At 43.9% G+C, this 17,486-nt stretch carries 15 protein-coding genes; 5 read left to right on the top strand and 10 right to left on the bottom strand.

The features are described 5' to 3' along the window. The first annotated feature begins 20 nt into the window (after window positions 1-20). Entirely contained in the window at window positions 21-1,817 is a 1,797-nt protein-coding gene (gene leuA / locus CXF65_RS10185; protein ID WP_025652785.1) for a 2-isopropylmalate synthase, read from the top strand. Between the two features lie 284 nt (window positions 1,818-2,101). Next, window positions 2,102-2,722 carry a hypothetical protein gene (locus tag CXF65_RS10180; protein ID WP_025652784.1) on the top strand — a complete coding sequence of 207 codons (621 nt, stop codon included), beginning with the start codon at window positions 2,102-2,104 and terminating at the stop codon, window positions 2,720-2,722. Between the two features lie 162 nt (window positions 2,723-2,884). Here CXF65_RS10180 and accC read toward each other — a convergent pair whose 3' ends face one another. From accC to CXF65_RS10155, 5 genes are all read right to left on the bottom strand, one after another. Continuing rightward, the gene (accC, locus tag CXF65_RS10175; protein WP_025652783.1) at window positions 2,885-4,246 is read right to left on the bottom strand and encodes an acetyl-CoA carboxylase biotin carboxylase subunit; all 1,362 of its coding nucleotides are present in this window, start codon (window positions 4,244-4,246) and stop codon (window positions 2,885-2,887) included. Window positions 4,247-4,385: 139 nt separating this feature from the next. Beyond that, window positions 4,386-4,814 (bottom strand): acetyl-CoA carboxylase biotin carboxyl carrier protein, encoded by a 429-nt coding sequence (gene accB, locus CXF65_RS10170; protein ID WP_025652782.1) that lies wholly within the window; start codon window positions 4,812-4,814, stop codon window positions 4,386-4,388. Window positions 4,815-5,183: 369 nt separating this feature from the next. Beyond that, window positions 5,184-6,551: an MATE family efflux transporter gene (locus tag CXF65_RS10165; protein WP_025652781.1), complete on the bottom strand. Its 1,368-nt coding sequence runs from the start codon at window positions 6,549-6,551 to the stop codon at window positions 5,184-5,186. A 635-nt stretch (window positions 6,552-7,186) separates the two neighbouring features. Beyond that, the gene (locus tag CXF65_RS10160) at window positions 7,187-8,227 is read right to left on the bottom strand and encodes a hypothetical protein (RefSeq protein ID WP_101211968.1); all 1,041 of its coding nucleotides are present in this window, start codon (window positions 8,225-8,227) and stop codon (window positions 7,187-7,189) included. A gap of 195 nt (window positions 8,228-8,422) precedes the next feature. Further along, window positions 8,423-8,881, bottom strand: a complete 459-nt coding sequence (locus CXF65_RS10155) for an EVE domain-containing protein (RefSeq protein ID WP_101211967.1) — start codon at window positions 8,879-8,881, stop codon at window positions 8,423-8,425. Between the two features lie 375 nt (window positions 8,882-9,256). On the opposite strand from CXF65_RS10155, the gene hemW reads away from it, so the two are divergent. Further along, a complete protein-coding gene (gene hemW, locus CXF65_RS10150; protein ID WP_227523250.1) occupies window positions 9,257-10,594 on the top strand; it encodes a radical SAM family heme chaperone HemW in 1,338 nt (445 codons plus the stop codon). A 122-nt stretch (window positions 10,595-10,716) separates the two neighbouring features. Here hemW and CXF65_RS10145 read toward each other — a convergent pair whose 3' ends face one another. After that, window positions 10,717-10,857, bottom strand: a complete 141-nt coding sequence (locus CXF65_RS10145) for an entericidin A/B family lipoprotein (RefSeq protein WP_037025595.1) — start codon at window positions 10,855-10,857, stop codon at window positions 10,717-10,719. 376 nt (window positions 10,858-11,233) lie between these two features. Between CXF65_RS10145 and CXF65_RS10140 the strand changes: the two genes are divergently transcribed. After that, window positions 11,234-11,797: a tRNA (cytidine(34)-2'-O)-methyltransferase gene (locus CXF65_RS10140; RefSeq protein ID WP_101211965.1), complete on the top strand. Its 564-nt coding sequence runs from the start codon at window positions 11,234-11,236 to the stop codon at window positions 11,795-11,797. Between the two features lie 75 nt (window positions 11,798-11,872). Here CXF65_RS10140 and CXF65_RS10135 read toward each other — a convergent pair whose 3' ends face one another. The 4 genes from CXF65_RS10135 to tusD all read right to left on the bottom strand — a co-directional run bounded on the left by CXF65_RS10135 (window position 11,873) and on the right by tusD (window position 13,645). After that, window positions 11,873-12,235, bottom strand: a complete 363-nt coding sequence (locus CXF65_RS10135) for a TusE/DsrC/DsvC family sulfur relay protein (RefSeq protein WP_025652775.1) — start codon at window positions 12,233-12,235, stop codon at window positions 11,873-11,875. Then, entirely contained in the window at window positions 12,232-12,561 is a 330-nt protein-coding gene (locus CXF65_RS10130; protein ID WP_101211964.1) for a hypothetical protein, read from the bottom strand. The genes CXF65_RS10135 and CXF65_RS10130 overlap by 4 nt, the downstream gene beginning before the upstream one ends. Window positions 12,562-12,819: 258 nt before the next feature. After that, on the bottom strand, window positions 12,820-13,143 hold the full coding sequence (locus CXF65_RS10125; protein WP_101211963.1) for a hypothetical protein: 324 nt from the start codon (window positions 13,141-13,143) through the stop codon (window positions 12,820-12,822). 67 nt (window positions 13,144-13,210) lie between these two features. Further along, complete coding sequence (tusD, locus tag CXF65_RS10120) at window positions 13,211-13,645, bottom strand: sulfurtransferase complex subunit TusD (protein WP_101211962.1); 435 nt, start codon at window positions 13,643-13,645, stop codon at window positions 13,211-13,213. Window positions 13,646-14,409: 764 nt separating this feature from the next. On the opposite strand from tusD, the gene glnE reads away from it, so the two are divergent. Further along, window positions 14,410-17,259, top strand: coding sequence for a bifunctional [glutamate--ammonia ligase]-adenylyl-L-tyrosine phosphorylase/[glutamate--ammonia-ligase] adenylyltransferase (glnE, locus tag CXF65_RS10115; RefSeq protein ID WP_101211961.1), 2,850 nt, complete (start codon window positions 14,410-14,412; stop codon window positions 17,257-17,259). Window positions 17,260-17,486: the final 227 nt, after the last annotated feature.

Here is a 17,486-nt window from a genome sequence, read left to right as displayed (position 1 = left end):
ATATTATCTAAGGATTGATTATGTCTGACCAAGCCACACGCACTGCAGCCACGCCGAGTGCTAAGATGACACCAAAAAGCACCGCTTTTGATTATAAAAAGTATCGTCCATTTGCGTTTGCGCCGTCACTGCCAGATCGCACATGGCCAAGCAAAACGATTGAAAAGTCACCAATATGGGCAAGTGTGGATCTGCGTGATGGTAATCAGGCTCTGATCGATCCAATGACCATTGAACAAAAAATGCGCTTTTTTGAGACCTTGGTTGATGTGGGTTTTAAAGAAATCGAGATTGGTTTCCCATCCGCGGCGCAAGTAGAGTTTGACTTTGCCCGTAAACTAATCGAAGAAAATCATGTGCCTGACGATGTGACGTTACAGGTTTTGGTACAAGCACGTGAGCACTTAATTGCGCGTACGTTTGAGTCGTTAAAAGGCGCAAAACGGGCGGTGGTTCATGTCTATAATTCAACCAGCCGCGTCCAACGTGAAAAAGTCTATGGCAAGGACAAAGCTGAGATTAAAGAGATTGCTATCACAGGTGCCAAGCTAGTGCAGGAATACGCGGCAAAGTACCCTGAGACAGAGTGGGTGTTTCAATATTCGCCAGAAAGCTTTAGCCAGACAGAGACTGAATATGCTGTAGAAGTTTGCGATGCCGTGTGTGAGGTTTGGCAACCGCAGCATGGTCAGGAGGTGATTTTTAACTTGCCAGCGACTGTCGAAGCATCCATGCCCAATGTCTTTGCCGATCAAGTTGAGTATTTCTGTCGTCATCTTGCGATGCGTGAGCATGTGATTGTCAGTCTGCATACGCACAATGATCGTGGCTGTGCCGTTGCGGCTGCCGAGCTAGGGGTACTTGCAGGTGCAGATCGCATCGAAGGGACGTTGCTTGGTAATGGTGAGCGTACCGGTAACATGGATATCATGGTAATGGCGATGAACTTGTTTAGCCAAGGTATCGATCCTGAGCTTGATTTTAGCAATATGAGCGAAATCGTCCAAGTGGTTAGCGAATGCAATAACTTGCCGCTTCATCCACGTCATCCTTATGTTGGTGAACTGGTCTTTACCGCCTTTAGTGGCTCGCATCAAGATGCCATCAAAAAATCTCTCGATTATAACGAGCAGCACAAAGACCAAACGGATAATGTTTGGGATGTGGCTTATCTACCCATCGATCCGGCGCACATTGGCCGCAGCTATCAAGATGTAGTACGTATTAACAGCCAGTCTGGTAAAGGCGGGGTTGCTTATATCTTGCAACGCAACTATGGCTTTAACTTGCCACGTTGGATGCAAATCGACTTTAGTCGCGTGGTGCAGCAGCAGGCTGAGACAGTGGCGCGCGAACTACAAAATGATGAAATCTTACAAACCTTTGAAGACACCTATTTACGTCAAGGTAGCTTTGAGCTACTCGATTACAGCGTGAACAATAAAGGCGGACAGGTTTATTTTAACGGTCAAGTACAGATGAATGACGATATCATTACTATTGATGGTACGGGTAATGGCCCATTATCCTCATTTATCAATGGCCTAGCGCAGCACACTGGCAAGTCGCTACACATCATCAATTATGCTGAGCACGCCATCAATCCGCAGCACAACAATATTAATGGTGATGGTAACGGTATCGATGATGATACCAATAGCGACAATAAGACCGATGCCAATGCTGCCGCTTATATTCAATTGAATGTCGATGGGGACGTGTATTCTGGTATTGGTACCTGTAGCAGTACGGTATCAGCCATGCTAAAAGGCGCGTTATCTGCCTTTGCACAAGCAATCAGCACTACGACCGCTTAATATCTTAACAGTAGTACATAGTGCGCTCGTAGCGTTAATACTGCACACTCATAACGTCATGATTCTTTGCGATTCGTCAATGAGAGCCATGGCGTTATTGTTTGAGTGGTTGAAACTCACGGAGATAGCAATCACTTAACTTATGATAAGATAAGTAAGGTGTCATTAGATAAGATCTTGGACGAATGGTAAAAGCCAATAGCATAATGTTACTTGTGTTTTTGGTGTCTAAGACTTACGCTAATGTTCGTATTACTCTATTATTATAAATAAAAAGGTTAATTATGGAACCGATATCATTTGCTTCATTTACATTGGCCTCTATTCTGGCCTCCTTGCCAGCGAATGGCGAAGTAGTTAGTAAGCCGACGATTACGACGCATATTAGTCCTGCCATTGCTGGACAATGGGAAATAGATTTAGACAGTAGTATTACCATGACAAAAGAGGCAGAAGCTCGGCAAGCGGCTTTGGCTAATACCCAAAATGGCAAAAGCGACGAGCCAAAAATAACCGCTGGTACAGATGGTGGCATCCTTACCCAAAGCGAAGAGCGTGTCCTAAATATTCAGCCGAACAGCGCTAGCAACTTGATAGATGCTGCTGCGCGCGCCAATCAATGTCGCGAGTTATATAACTTTGGTGCTGACAATGAGATGTGGGCGGTCAGCGGTAAAGAATGGACGTACGGTCGCTATTTGGTCACTCATCGCGAAGAGGGCTTGCCTGTCATTGCCATTAGAACGGTGTATGACAATAATGAAGTAGACTGCTCAGGTAATAAGGTTGACCAGACAGATGAGGCGCTGATAGCGTTTTTGAACCATGATGGCAACCAAATGCAGTGGTGCGCCGACCCTGATGGCAAAGAATGCTTTATGAACTTCAATAGAGTATTGCCATAATTTTTGATTAAGTCATATTGATATACTGAGCTCTAAAGAAGGTTTTTATTTTACATGAGCCCATTAAAGAACCCGCCATCTTAGTAGATAGCGGGTTCTTTAATGGGGATATCAATGCTAATAGCGGTTCGCTTTATTTTTGCAGAAAACGAAAGTTGTGAATTAAGAGGCTGCTTTGGCTTTCTGCGCGGTCAATAATTCTCTTTCTAGATAGTGGATGTTTTGTGCTTCTTGCACAAACTTATCATCCGCTAAAATCACATCACGGTGCATCGGTATATTGGTTTTGATACCTTCAATCACCAATTCATCAAGTGCGTGTAGCGTCTTGGAAATCGCTTGCTGGCGAGTTTGCCCATGACAGATCAGTTTGCCTATCAACGAGTCATAATAGGTTGGTATCTCGTAGCCGGGATAGAGATGAGAGTCAAAACGAACACCAGCACCACTTGGCGCAAACAACTGATTGACGGTACCCGGACAAGGCATAAAGGTCGCTGGATCTTCAGCATTTATACGGCACTCAATCGCGTGACCTTGAATTTCGATCTCGCTTTGACGGTAAGACAAACCATAACCTGCCGCAATCTTTAGCTGCTCAACGACGACATCAATACCCGTAATCATCTCGGTAACTGGATGCTCTACCTGTACCCGAGTGTTCATCTCAATAAAGAAAAACTCGTTATTTTCAAACAAAAACTCAAACGTACCAGCACCGCGATACTTAACAAGCTCGCAAGCTTTGACACACGCTCTTAAGATAGGTTCACGCACATCATCAGGAATATCAGGGGCAGGGGCTTCTTCTAATACTTTTTGGTGACGACGTTGTAATGAACAATCACGGTCATATAGATGGATTGCATTACCATTACCATCGCCCAGTACTTGTACTTCGACGTGGCGCGGATTTTGTAGGTAGCGTTCCATATAGACGGTATCATCACCAAACCATAGTTCAGCTTCTTGCTTTGCCGCCTGTACTTGACCGATAATATCTTCAAAGCGTTCAACCACTCGCATACCACGACCACCACCACCAGAGGCCGCCTTGATCAACAGTGGAAAACCGATATTACGTGCTTGCTCTTCAGCATTATGTAACGTCACTGCTCCAACAGAGCCAGGTACGGTAGGGACGCCTGCTTTTTTCATGGCATTAATAGCAGAGACTTTGTTACCCATCAGGCGAATATGATCCGCATTAGGACCGACGAAGGTTAAGCCTGCCTCTTCAACACGCTCTGCAAATTCAGCGTTCTCAGACAAAAAACCATAGCCGGGATGGATAGCATCAGCACCAGAGATTTCTGCTGCTGTCAAAATAGTATTAATATCAAGATAGCTTTGATTGGCATTGGGTTTGCCGATACAGATGGCTTCATCAACGAAACGCAGGTGCATTAAGTTAGCATCAGCTGTTGAATAAACGCCTACAGTTTCGATTCCTAGCGCTTTACAGGCACGAACAATACGTAGAGCGATTTCACCTCTATTGGCGATGAGCAGTTTTTTTATCATGGGGTCATCCTTGTCGAAGCGGCAGTTAATGATGCAGTCGCTATATCAGTCATCGATGGGCATCATCAAATGCAATGATGGGGTGCGATGACTAATAGCGCAATGTCAATCATAACGATGTAAAGTATGGCGAATATTATTACGCTTTATAGCGAATGATAGGCTGACCAAACTGTACGACTTCAGAGTTATCTACCAAGATTTCGTCAACGACACCACTTTGAGTCGCTTCAAGGGGATTCATGATTTTCATGGCTTCGATAATACCAAGCGTATCGCCCGCTTGCACTTTTTGTCCGACCTTCACAAACGGCGGATCATTCGGGCTAGGGGCTGAATAATAAACACCGACCATTGGCGACGTCTCAACGCTACCAGCTTTTACCGCCGGTTTAGCGTCAGCTGCGATAGGTGCTACTCCAGCAGCAGGCGCAGCCATCATGGTTGGCGCTGGCGTATCGTAGTGCCGCGTTAGGCTAATATGCTCATCATCTGAACTGATTTCTAAATTGACCAGTTCACTTTCTTCCATGAGGGCGATTAGGGTACGTATTTTTTCAATATCCATAATTTTTATAATGCCTTGTACTAAATTCGAGAAATAGTGTAACGAAATATTGTCTAAGTAATTGCTAATGATACCTAGATTCGCGGCAATGAGCAATCAATGTACAGTTGTTAACTGAGAAATTTTACATATTTTGACGTAAGCTTTTCTTGTGGGTAAGAAATGCTAATGATTTATCATAGTCTATGTGACGAGGTAGCGCCAGTACTGGTTACTAGACGCTACTTACTAAAGACTAAAATTAGATAAAAATGATATAGTCAATCCTATATAAGTTGGATATGGTGTCAGCCTTGCTTAGTTTACTAATTGTAGTACTTTCTCTCGGCTTCCTTGTATCTAAATTATATTGAACCGACTATAGCAACTTTAAGCCCAAAGTATCCTGAGGCGCTTTTGTTGATAGCGTAGACGCAGGGTGAGCAGAATCGAAGATAAGAAAAGACCAGTGATTAAGGCCATCCAAAACCCTTGCGCGCCCACATCGGTGAAACGCACCAAATAGATGCCAAGGGGCAAGGCAACCAACCAATAGCAAAATAGCGTGACCCACATTGGTATTGTGGTGTCTTGCATGCCGCGCAGTATGCCCGCGACATTGACCTGCCAACCATCAAATAGTTGATAAGCAAGCGCAAAGATGAGGAGGTGCATGGCTTGTGCTCTGACTTCTACATTGTCTGTGAACGCCGCTGCCAGTTGTGGGCGAAACAGCCAAATACCCAGCATACACACGAAGGCAATCAGGACAGTCCAGATAAGACCAGTCGCTTGCACATGGCGCAGCGTGAGTAGGTTCTTTTCACCAAAGCGATTCGATATCATAATAGTCAGCGCCATGGCAACGGATATCGGTATCATAAACAGCTGCGAGGTTACCGCTAATGCGACTTGATGCGACGCGGTGGCCAGCTCACCCAATGGACTAATAACAAGAGCGCCCAAGCTAAACAGACTGGCTTCAAAAAATATAGAGATACCAATTGGAATGCCAAGCTTCAGCAGTTTTTTTATCTGCGTGCGATTGGGTCTCGCAAAACCATAAAAGAAGCGCGTGCTGGCAAATTGCTGGCGCTTAGTAAAGCTGGTATAAGTGGCCAATAATAAGACGTTTATCCATAATACCAGTGCCGTTGCGACCCCGCAGCCTGCACCGCCCATTTCTGGCATACCAAACAGACCATGGATAAAGATATAGTTGAGCGGGATATCAGCGAGTAGGCCAATGATACTAATGATGGTCACGGGCTCTGGTCGACCAAGCGCTTCGCAATAACTGCGTAGCACGGCGTAGACCGCCAGTGCAGGGAAACCAAACGACACTCCATGTAAATACTGCGACGCTATCGGTTGGATATTCTCAGGGACACCCATGATACCAAGGACATTTGGCGCAAGATTGACAATAATAAAACCAAGAATACCGATGACGCCTGCTGTCCATAAGGACTGCTGAGTGATATGCGGTACTTGGCTATGTTTATTTTGTCCGATTGCTTCGCCAATGAGAGGGGTAGTGGCGATTAAAATACCTGTCGCTAATAAAAACAATGGTAGCCAGATACCAGAGCCAACAGCGACCGCTGCCAAATCAAGGGCAGAAACCTGACCTGCCATAATGGCATCGACGACACCCAGTGCCGCTTGGCAAAATTGAGTAATCAAGATGGGTAAGGCGAGCACGCCTAAGCGTAAACTGTAGCTTTTAAAATCGGTAAAGGATATTGGCAACGCCATAATTAGCAACTTTTTATATTTCACGGTGGTTAATGTTGATAGACAAATACTGCCATCAACTACTCGATAGCGAGACAGTAACCGGAGTGTTGTAGCGACGATTAATAAGACGAGAAAGTCTATATAAACTAGGGTCTGTTGAACATTCAAATATTAGGACTGCTGATCGCTAAAATCGTCCCAAACCTTTTATCAAATCAGGCGTAAACCGACGATAATGTCGAGACCTTAGCTAGGTTTACAACAACGTTTGGGGTGATTTTAGTATCAGCCTTTCAGGGCAGGGCTACTTTTTGCCAATACATGGCGAAATTATCTAACCTAGAATGACTAGGCGTCAAAAATTTCACTGCGTATTGTCTAAAAAATAGCCACTGCCAGTGCCACACTTGAATGTTCAACAGACCCTAAGTATTAGAATAAAAATATGATACTAAAAGTGAAGACACTTAAATAAAAATAACCCGTCAATCCAAGTGATAGATTGACAGGTCATAAGTAGATAGGATGGTAAAGAAGCCAGACAAGTATGTCAACGTTTTAGGAAGGTTTTATGATACTGAGCGACATCTATAACATTGTGCCTATATTCATATAACATTGTGCCTATATCAAGACTGTTACAGGGCTTAGGCCTACAGGGATTCTGGCAAATCTTGTACCACTGCTTGATAGCCTATCAACTTATTATTAGCATCAAACGCTTGCACCACTATGGCGTAGTTGGTTGAGCTATTAGGAATCACAGGTGTAAACTGGGTCTCACGATTGCTCAATACTAAGTTTTGCACGTAACCATTAGCGCCAGACTCGGCTTTATTAACATCAATTTGACTGACCAATAGGTGCTGAGTATTGATGGGGTTTTGCCAAGTGACGATTTTTTGGCTACCATTGCCCGTTACATCGAGGTTCATTTTACCAAGGTCATAATCGAGCGGATAAGTGGTAAAATTGGCGCGATCGCTTAACGTATAAGTCACTTTGCAATTGTCCTCACCGCTGGACAGTTTTTGCCCGCCTAAGCCATCTAGGTATTCAAAACTGCCTTTCCACGGTGAGCCCGCTTGTTTTTCCTCAAAGCTACCTGCAAAAGTGGTGAGCAAGTTTGGTGTCTCTAAGCCTAAGTCACTGACATATTTAACGTCCAAAAACTCCAAGGTATCGAGGCTACCAGTCACTTTGCCAGCGATATAGTTGTCGACTTTTAGCCCTGAGTTGATGCCCAAAGCGTTGTTTTCTTGGCAAGCTTGCTGCTGATAACTAAAGCTGCCATCGACGCTACCCGCACCTTGCTCACTGATATCGAAGTAGACCGCACCAATATCGATGTCATTACTATCACCGTCGTTTAGCTCGATGAAGTGTCCGACATATAAGCCGCCTCGTCCGCCTTCTGGAGTGAGCTTGTCTAAGAAGTTGTCAAATGATTCCTCTGGTAAAAACACAGATTCTAAAATCTCTGCCATACTTTTTTCTTCATCAGTCAGCTTATCTTCGGCTTCTTTATATTTTTCTTTGACTTTGTCTTCTATACTATCGTATTCGTTTTTAACCTGATCTTCTACGCGGTCGTACTCTTCTTTGACCTTATCGCCATCACTGCCGCAAGCGCTCAGTGTTAGGCCAAACATACTAACGGTTAATAAAGACAATACTAGTTTGGGTGCGCTCATAAACGAGTCCTGATAATTGAAATATGATAGTTATAAAAAGATGAGATATTACTATTGAGTATGGAGATGTTGTTATCTGCTAATAAATATAGCAAAATTTAAACGACGAGCGCAGGGATAAGTGTTAATTGATGTCAGAGAAAGTATACCCAATAGTTACCGCGCAAGATGATCATTATCTGACAATAAATCATCTTACAATAAATCCATATGATCCGACATCTCTATAATAGCGTGCCAGTGCTTGGGCTCTAGAGGAATGACGGTTAGCTGCTGACAGCCCTTTCTAAGCAATAATGAATCCTCAAGTGCAGGCAAAAACTTGAGTTCTAATAAGGGCAATACTTCTATAAACGCTTGCTCAAAGGTGACATCTACCATATACCATCTTGGCTCATCTTCGGTGGCGATAGGGTCGTAGTGACGATGTTCCGGATGAAACTGGGTGGGGTCCGGATAGCCGGCTTTACTGACGGTCATGATACCAGCAACGCCAGAAGGCTTGGCGCTAGAGTGATAAAAGAACACCTTGTCACCGACTTGCATATCATCGCGCATAAAGTTACGGGCTCGATAGTTGCGCACGCCATCCCAACCTTCTGTGCCTAAGCGTTGCAAATCGTGAATACTAAAAAACTTTGGGTTTGATTTCATAAGCCAACAGACCCTAGTAACCAATTTTTATCAGTAACGATTATATTGCCTGTCAGATGCCAGTATTAACATGGATTTTGTGAGTGGTTTTGTGAGTTATTTTGTTGTCATGATGCTTTTCATTAAGGCTTCTAACCGTTATCCTAGCGATACTTTTTATAGCTATAGTCAATCCTACATAAGTCAGATACGGTGTCAGGCTCACTTAGCCTACTATTTGTATTATTTTCACGCGCCTTCCTTGTATCTAAACTATAGTGAACCGACTGTATAATAATAGCTCAATAATCAATAAGTCTATCTATGCCCAAAACTGAATCTGAAAGCCATTTAAAAGAGAGTGATGACGTTAATATTATCAATAGCGATGATCATATGACGGATATAAGTGCGATGGATATTCCATTAGCCCTCTACATTCATATTCCATGGTGTGTAAAGAAGTGTCCGTATTGCGATTTTAATTCGCATGAGCTACCAGTAGACAGTCAGCTATCGATGTATGACGAATACGTCGATGCTTTGTTATTGGACGCCCAAATGCAGCAGTCATTGACTCAAGGGCGTGAAATTGGCTCGATATTTATTGGTGGTGGGACGCCATCGCTACTACCGATTGAGCAGTATCAACGTTTATTTGCTGGCTTGCGTGCGTGTTTTATATTCGCAGATGACATTGAGGTTACGATGGAAGCCAATCCGGGTACGCTTGAACATGCGCCATTTGCTCAGTATCTGGATGTTGGTATCAATCGCTTGTCGATTGGCGTGCAAAGCTTCGCTGCGGATAAACTTAAAACTCTCGGGCGCATACACGATCCAAAGCAAGCATTATCAGCGATTAAGGCGGCACGAAGTGCTGGGTTTGAACGCGTCAATGTCGACTTGATGCATGGCTTGCCGCAGCAAAGCTTAACCGAAGCACTAAATGATATTCAAACCGCACACACTGCTGGCGCGACCCATATCTCATGGTATCAGCTAACGATCGAGCCTAACACAGTATTTTATCGCAATCAGCCCATTTTGCCAGATGAGGACAGCCTCGCTGATATTGAGCAAGCCGGTCAGGCATTGCTACTGCAATTGGGCTACGATAATTATGAAGTGTCGGCATGGTCTGGCGCTTCCGATAAGCCGTGCCGCCACAATGTCAATTATTGGCAGTTTGGTGATTATTTGGCGATTGGCGCAGGTGCTCATGGTAAGGTGACTGTTGCTAATAACAAGTCAGATGATAACGAATTAGGTGATAATAAAGATTCAGGCGATAATAAGCAATCAGGTAATCAAGTGGCACTATTAAGCGAAAATACATTTAAAGCGTTAGAAAAGTATGAAGGTCAAAGCAGTGAGTTATTAGCAGAATCAGGTATTTATCGTTTTAGTAAGTCACGCTTACCGAAGGATTATGTCGACTATCAAGATATTACTGACCCATCTAACACCAGCCAGAATTTCCCAAAAATGATTGGTTGGCAGCAGATTGATAGTGATGAGCTGGTCAGCGAATTTATGCTCAATGCACTACGTTTACATGCTGGGGTGTCATGGGCATTGTTTGAGGCTCGAACAGGGCTTTGCTATGACAGTATCGCTGAGCAAATCAATAAACTAATCAAGCAGGGGTTACTCGTGGATGATCGTCAGTATCTAAAACCGACTGCATTAGGCAGCAGATACCTCAACCAAATATTAAGAGCGTTCTTATAATAGAAAACTGCTTATTTTAGATATTCTGAAATGACTACTTAAAAGAAATAATGTAACAAAGCAAAAAAAGGCTTACCAAACAAATGGTAAGCCTTTTAAAAACAAGTCTAATAAATGAATAATTAGATTTTGTTTTGTACGTCTTGAGCACCGCCAGTTACAGCATCGCCAGCGCTAGATACGTCTTGACCTAGACCTTTAAAAGTGTTGCAACCAGTCAATACAAACATAGCCGTCAAAGATGCAATGATTAATTTTTTCATAATAATTTCCTCAAAATAGATAGGTGGTTATAAATAACAACAGCGATGCTAAGCAGTTTGCTTAAGCCTCACTGAAGGATTACAGGATACGACAACAATGTGTGTATATTATCTCGCAATCCAGTAAAGCCATAATAAAGAAAGTTAGAATCTGTGCCCAGTATCAAAATGTAATTTTTGCCAGTAAACTGTAACTTTTGATTACGCTTGGCATATATATTCCATTCAAGGTAATTTTTATATAAAGACAACGAGCGAATCCATTAGCAAAAGCTACTAGCAGTAGTGGGTTGAACGAGCCCGATAGCTAAATCTGTTTATATAGGATTGGCGATAGCACTAAAATAATGATGTTCAGACAATTGATGGAGTGATAATGACTATTCATATCGTGCTGGTAGCACCCAAAATGCCCAGTAATACTGGCAATATTATTCGTTTATGTGCCAATAGTGGGGCGCAGTTGCATTTGGTGAAGCCATTAGGGTTTGAGCTTGATGACAAAAAACTACGCCGTGCAGGATTGGATTACCATGAGTATGCCCATCTGCAAGTACATGACGATTGGGCAGCTGCTAGGCAAGCGCTTATAGCATCGGACTGTCATGTCATCACAGCATTGACCACCAAGCTGAGCAAGCCATTTTATGAGTATAATTTTAGTGGGCAAGTTGCTGACAATGAGCAAGATGCGCTGACATCGCCCCCCAATATTGCTTTAGTATTCGGCTCTGAAACAGCAGGATTGGCGGATGATATTCGTGAAAGTATCGGCGCTGATCATTGGTTGCGCTTGCCTATGCTGGCAGATTCACGCAGCTTGAATCTGTCCAATAGCGTGGCGATATGTCTGTATGAGATATGGCGTCAGCAGGGTTTTGCGGGTGATGAAGGTCGCAGTGTTGGGTATGACACGCTAACGGTTTATGACCCAAAGTAGCGGCTGATATACTGATCGATTTTTACTGAAAGTCATGCTTTAAACGTCTGAACGCGAGCAGCAATCAGTGCTACTTTATAAGCAATTAGGCGGCTTCGGTAGTCCAGCAAGACGATTGACATGACGGGCGACCAAGCCAGTATTGAATAATTGCTGGAGTTTTTGATTGCTAATATCGTGCTCTGGTAAGGTCTTTTGTAACCACTTAATGAGCGGTCTTGTCGCTGGCGCGTGATTAAACTTAGTAAAAAAGGCTCGCACTTGTTGCAGAATCTCTAGATGTTCCACTGTCAAATTGACATCTAGCGTATTTGCCAACTGCTGTGCAATCGCAGGTGACCAAATAGTGTGATCACATAAATGGCCGTCTTGATCGAGCGCAATATTATCTGCCGTTTCAGCAGACGTGGTAGCGGTAGTAAGGACATCATTAGTCATAAGGCAACCGTCACCACTTTATCAAACTGGCTGTCTTGAGTCAGAGTGACCCATTCATCATCCGTTAGCAGACCGGTTAGCTTGGCCGCTAGGTTGAGCTGCGTAACTATGTTCGGCGTTAGCTGTGCCACATCATCGGAGAGCGCATAAATACCCGCAATACCATCGATATCATTTTCACCTAAAGAGGCATTGAGCCAATCAATAAAAGCGACAGTCGTGCCCAGTAATAAGATACTGTCGCCCGCGTGCCAAGTGCGTGATAGCTCTTCTGTGCTGCGTTCGAGCTTTTCCATGCTGCTATGTAACTGGTATAAGGTGGCCATAATGGATCCGATTGCTGGTTATATTTTGATTGGCTAGAGCGTGTCTTTAATTCACTCGATAGTCATCTAAATGGGCTAAAAATGGCTAAATCTTGCCAAAAATCATCAAATAGCTGGTTAATATCTTGATATTATCTACACTATTTTTCTTGTTTGATGGCAATTTATCTCATTTTTAAAATGAAAACACGCCCTAGAATTGCGTCATCTAATACTATCGTTTGATAGCGTTGTGATATTAAAAACAGCGTTGTGGTATTAAAAATTGAGTATTTGCTCAAAGTCTTGGGAATCAATGACCTCAGGCATCAAAGTTAATTGACTAGCCAAGTCAGTCGGCAACATACCGGTGAGCCATCCACTAAATACATCCGCAGGTAGCCACGCCGCTGGCATATCATACAGCTCAAGCGATTGAATCATGCCATGTAAACGCGATGTTGGTTGCATTAATAAACCAAAGACAGGGGCATCTAAGTAAAGCTGGACGTCGTGTCCAAACGTTGCCAAGGTTAAAGCGAGGGCGCAACCTTCATAACTTGCCATTTCTGTCGGTGTACGCAGCTGAATCAGTAATTTCATGGTTTATTCCAAAGGGTGGAGGTCTCAAACAGTTGTCGTCAAAGAAGTCGCTGTTAATAATGCGCTGCTAGAATTGTATGAGGCGACAGTTGCTTTGCATCATCATTGCCAGCTCACTCAGCCCGACCAAGCTAAATCCTGCTGCTAGATTGTCTCCTTCGAGCTGATGGCGTGTACCGTTTTCGCTATCACTGACGCCGCGACTGAGGGCAGTGCTGACGCAGACGGGTAATGGCAATTGATATTGCTTAGCCAGATTTTGCCATTGTTGAGTGAGGTCGATTTGTTCGGCTGACTGCCAACGTAAGCGATTGGCGGTGTGGGCGCCATCTGCATAAAAAAACACACTTAAGGTAGCCTGCTGTTTAGAAACATCACTATCCGTTGTCTTAGTATTCATGACTGTGCTCTTAAGATAGGCGCGAGCATAGCGTAAGGCTAACTGGGCAAGCGGATGACTGGGATCGGCTGTAACAAGTAGTAGCGGGGTATCTGTAGTCATAAATGTGGTATCGCTGTTTAGCAGTTGTTGATAATAAGGATTAGCACTCAATTATTGAAGGTATGGATCAGTATTAGGGTCTGTTGAACATTCAAATGTGGCGCTGGCAGTGGCTATTTTTTAGACAATACGCAGTGAAATTTTTGACGCCTAGTCATTCTAGGTTAGACAATTTCGCCATGTATTGGCAAAAAAAGACAGCCGGTATACTTTCAAAACCTTCAACAAAGTTTTCTCGATATTTGATTTGCTCATTATTATACCATTCTACGATTTGTTTTTTTTCTCATCAAATCTGTTGTTCAAGTCGTAAAATGCAAAGCCTACTATAGTAGATTCTCAATAAAATAGGTACATGGTGTCGTAACGCAGAACTGAGACACATTTTTCTTGTTTTCTTGTTTTCTTGTTTTCTTGTTTTCTTGTTTTCTTGTTTTCTTGTTTGCTGTGTCTGTGCTGGCAGAGGCTGCGAAAAATTTGTCTCAGTTTTGCTGTATGATTTTTGAATTGAACTGACTATATAATGGCAGTTCTTTTTGACACTGTTTTGATGAACATGTGCATCAGTCCTATAGCTTGAGATGTTTATTCTTTATAAGATAGCCTTCATCATCAGATAACCTTCATCGGTAGCACGAGTTTTTAGCGCAACTTTCCAAAATGGTAATATGTTTTTTTAGCATAGCTTTGAGCATAAAATTTTCATGCTATTATAATAAAAATGACACTCGCTATAATTTATATTGCAAGGAACGTTTATTACTATGCCATCAGCTGCAACCAATAATAATGACTATCAACCGACATCGGCGCAAATCCAAGTATTGCAGACGGCGAGTGAGTTTGCTTATCAGATTTGGCAAAGCCGAACCGCCTCTTGTCAGACATTTTTACGCAGTTATCCACTTGATCATACCTTAACACGTCAGCAAATTGATGATCTGATACAAGATTATACCTTGGATGAAAACTATCAACTGGCTAATGAAGCCAAGGTCATGAGTGGCCTACGACACTTACGCATGCTGCTGATGATGCGCTGGATTTGGCAAGATGCCCTCGGTATGATTGCCCTCGAGCAATTGACCGATGAGCTGTCTGAGTTTGCTGATGGTTGTATTTCGTTCGCCAAGGAATATACCTATCAGGAGCTGGTGACCCGCTATGGCAAGCCAACCTTCATCAATGAGCAAGGCAACGTTCAAACTGATGACATGGCGATTATGGCGATGGGTAAGCTTGGTGCTCACGAGCTGAACTTATCGAGTGATATCGATCTTATCTTTGTTCATCAAGCCCGCGGCGCTACCGATGGTGACAAAGCAAAAGGCACTCGCAGCATCGATAACAAGCGTTTTATGACCCGGCTTGGTCAAGGGATTATCAAGCTATTGGATAACAATACCGCTGATGGTTTTGTGTTTCGTGTCGATATGCGCTTGCGGCCGTGGGGTGATGGCAGCGATCTGGCTATTCATCTATCCGCCTTGCAAAAGTATTTTTCCTTGCATGGGCGCGCATGGGAGCGTTTTGCGTGGTTAAAGGCGCGTGTAGTGGGACAAATAGAGTCGCCATTTTATGACCGAATACAAGCGCTCATTAGGCCTTTTGTCTTTCGCTATTATGTCGATTACAGTGCTTTTTCAGCGCTCAGAGAGATGAAGTCTTTGATTCAGAACCAAGTGGCGCAGCGTGAAGATTTGGATAATATTAAGCTGGGTGCGGGCGGGATTCGAGACATTGAGTTTATCGTACAGGCTTTCCAATTGATTTATGGCGGTCGGCATCCACAGCTACAGGTTAAGTCGTGTTTACAAGCTATGCAGGCGTTATATGAGCTCAAATATTTAGAGCTGTCAACTTATGAGCAGCTGCAAGCGGCCTATCGCTTTTTGCGTCGACTTGAGCATGGCATTCAGGCCATCAATGATCAGCAGACCCAGCGCTTACCCCATGACCACTATTGGCAGCACAATCTCGCCATTACCCTTGGGTTTGAAGATTGGCAGGCATTGCTCAACACACTGAACAGTCATCGAAACAATGTCAATGTGCCCTTTGAGCGCATGGTGACCGAACGTCAGGTTCCGGCTAAAGAAGATACCGAGCTCGAACCAGCTCATCTTGAAGAACAAATTGCCAGTTTGGATCAAGTATTGACAGAAGAGAACCGCGCGCAGTTGCAAGAGTTTTGGCAATCAAAGATGGTCGCCAACTTGAGTGATGAAGCCAGAGAGCGCCTGGATGATGCGTATCCTGTGATTGTCCATGCATTACTCGCCCATCAAGAGCAGCAGCAGCTGGCCAATACCGCCTTGCCACGCCTGATTGCCTTGCTAGAAGCGATTTGCCGCCGTTCTATCTATTTGGTCATGATTGCCGAAAACCCTAATGCCACCATTGAGCTGATACCGATGCTATCAGCCAGTCCTTGGATTGCAAAAGAGCTGGCGCATTACCCAGTGCTGCTAGATACCTTTTTACAGCAGCGCTACCGTCACTTGCCAGACAAGCTAGAGCTGCATGATATCTTGCGCCAGCAGCTACTGCGTGTAGAGCCTAACGACGAAGAAGAGCTGCTTAGCGTATTGCGACTGTTCAAAAAAAATCAGGTACTGGCTGTTGCTGCCAGTGATGTGTTGGCTGAACGGCCAATTATGAAAGTGTCTGATTCACTCACTTATATCGCGGCAGTGGTATTAGAGGCAGCACTTGAGCGCGCCTTTGCAGAGATTGTCAAACGCTATGGCTATCCTATCGGTCAAGATGGTGATCCGGTCACTGAAGCCGATTGCGGTTTTGCGATTATCGGTTATGGCAAACTTGGCGGTCTTGAATTATCGTATTCTTCTGATTTGGATTTGGTGTTTTTACATAAGATAAAAGAGCAGGGAATGACCACGGGTGAAAAATCAGTGAGTGGCATGAAGTTCGCTGCTCGTCTGGTGCAAAAACTGATGAATTATCTCAATACGCAAACTCGTGATGGACGCGTTTATGATATTGATATGCGCCTGCGCCCATCTGGTAATGCCGGTATGATGGTGGTTTCTTGTCATGCGTTTGAGACCTACCAGCTCGAAAAAGCTTGGGCATGGGAGCATCAGGCACTGGTAAGAGCACGGGCAATATGTGGAGACAAACGTGTGACGGCGCTTTTTTGTGACATTCGCCGCAATGTGTTGGCATTACCGCGTACGATTGAGCAAGTTCGAATCGATGTCACCAGTATGCGCATAAAAATGCAAAAACATCTGGGCACCAGTCAATGGCAGCAACAAGCGGGTAAATTTCATCTAAAACAAGATGCGGGCGGCATTGTAGATATTGAGTTTTTGGCACAGTTTGCGGTATTGGCCTATTCACATGATCACCCAAGCTTGACGAAGTGGAGCGACAATGTGCGTATTTTTGAAGAAGTCGCGGCACTCGGTATTTGGGAGGAGCAAGTATGTCAGGATTTGACTGATGCTTATCTGCGCATACGCGCCGCCACTCATCAATTAGCTTTGTCCGAGCAGTCATTATTAGTCGATGAGTCGCTGTGGCTAGAGACGAGAGCATTGGTGCAAGCGCAGTGGCAGCATCTCATGGGCGTAGACTCAACGGAGTAAAAGAATATTAAGCCTCTGCACTATGACTTATATAGGTAAAACAATAGGCTTAAATGCAAAGTTTTAATATAAACAAAAGCCATCCAGACACAAACTAAAACCTTGCATTTGCCAGTATTGCCAGTGATATAATCGCTAGCACATCATCATAATTGTATAGTTAATCCTATATGAATCGGATACGATGTCGGGCTCGCTCGGTTTGCGACTAGTAATGCTTCGACGCG

The organism is Psychrobacter sp. Sarcosine-3u-12 (genome assembly GCF_002836005.1).
Classification (GTDB): domain Bacteria; phylum Pseudomonadota; class Gammaproteobacteria; order Pseudomonadales; family Moraxellaceae; genus Psychrobacter; species Psychrobacter okhotskensis.
The sequence above is the reverse complement of the archived record's forward strand: the minus strand, read 5'-3'. Positions and strand labels throughout refer to the sequence as shown.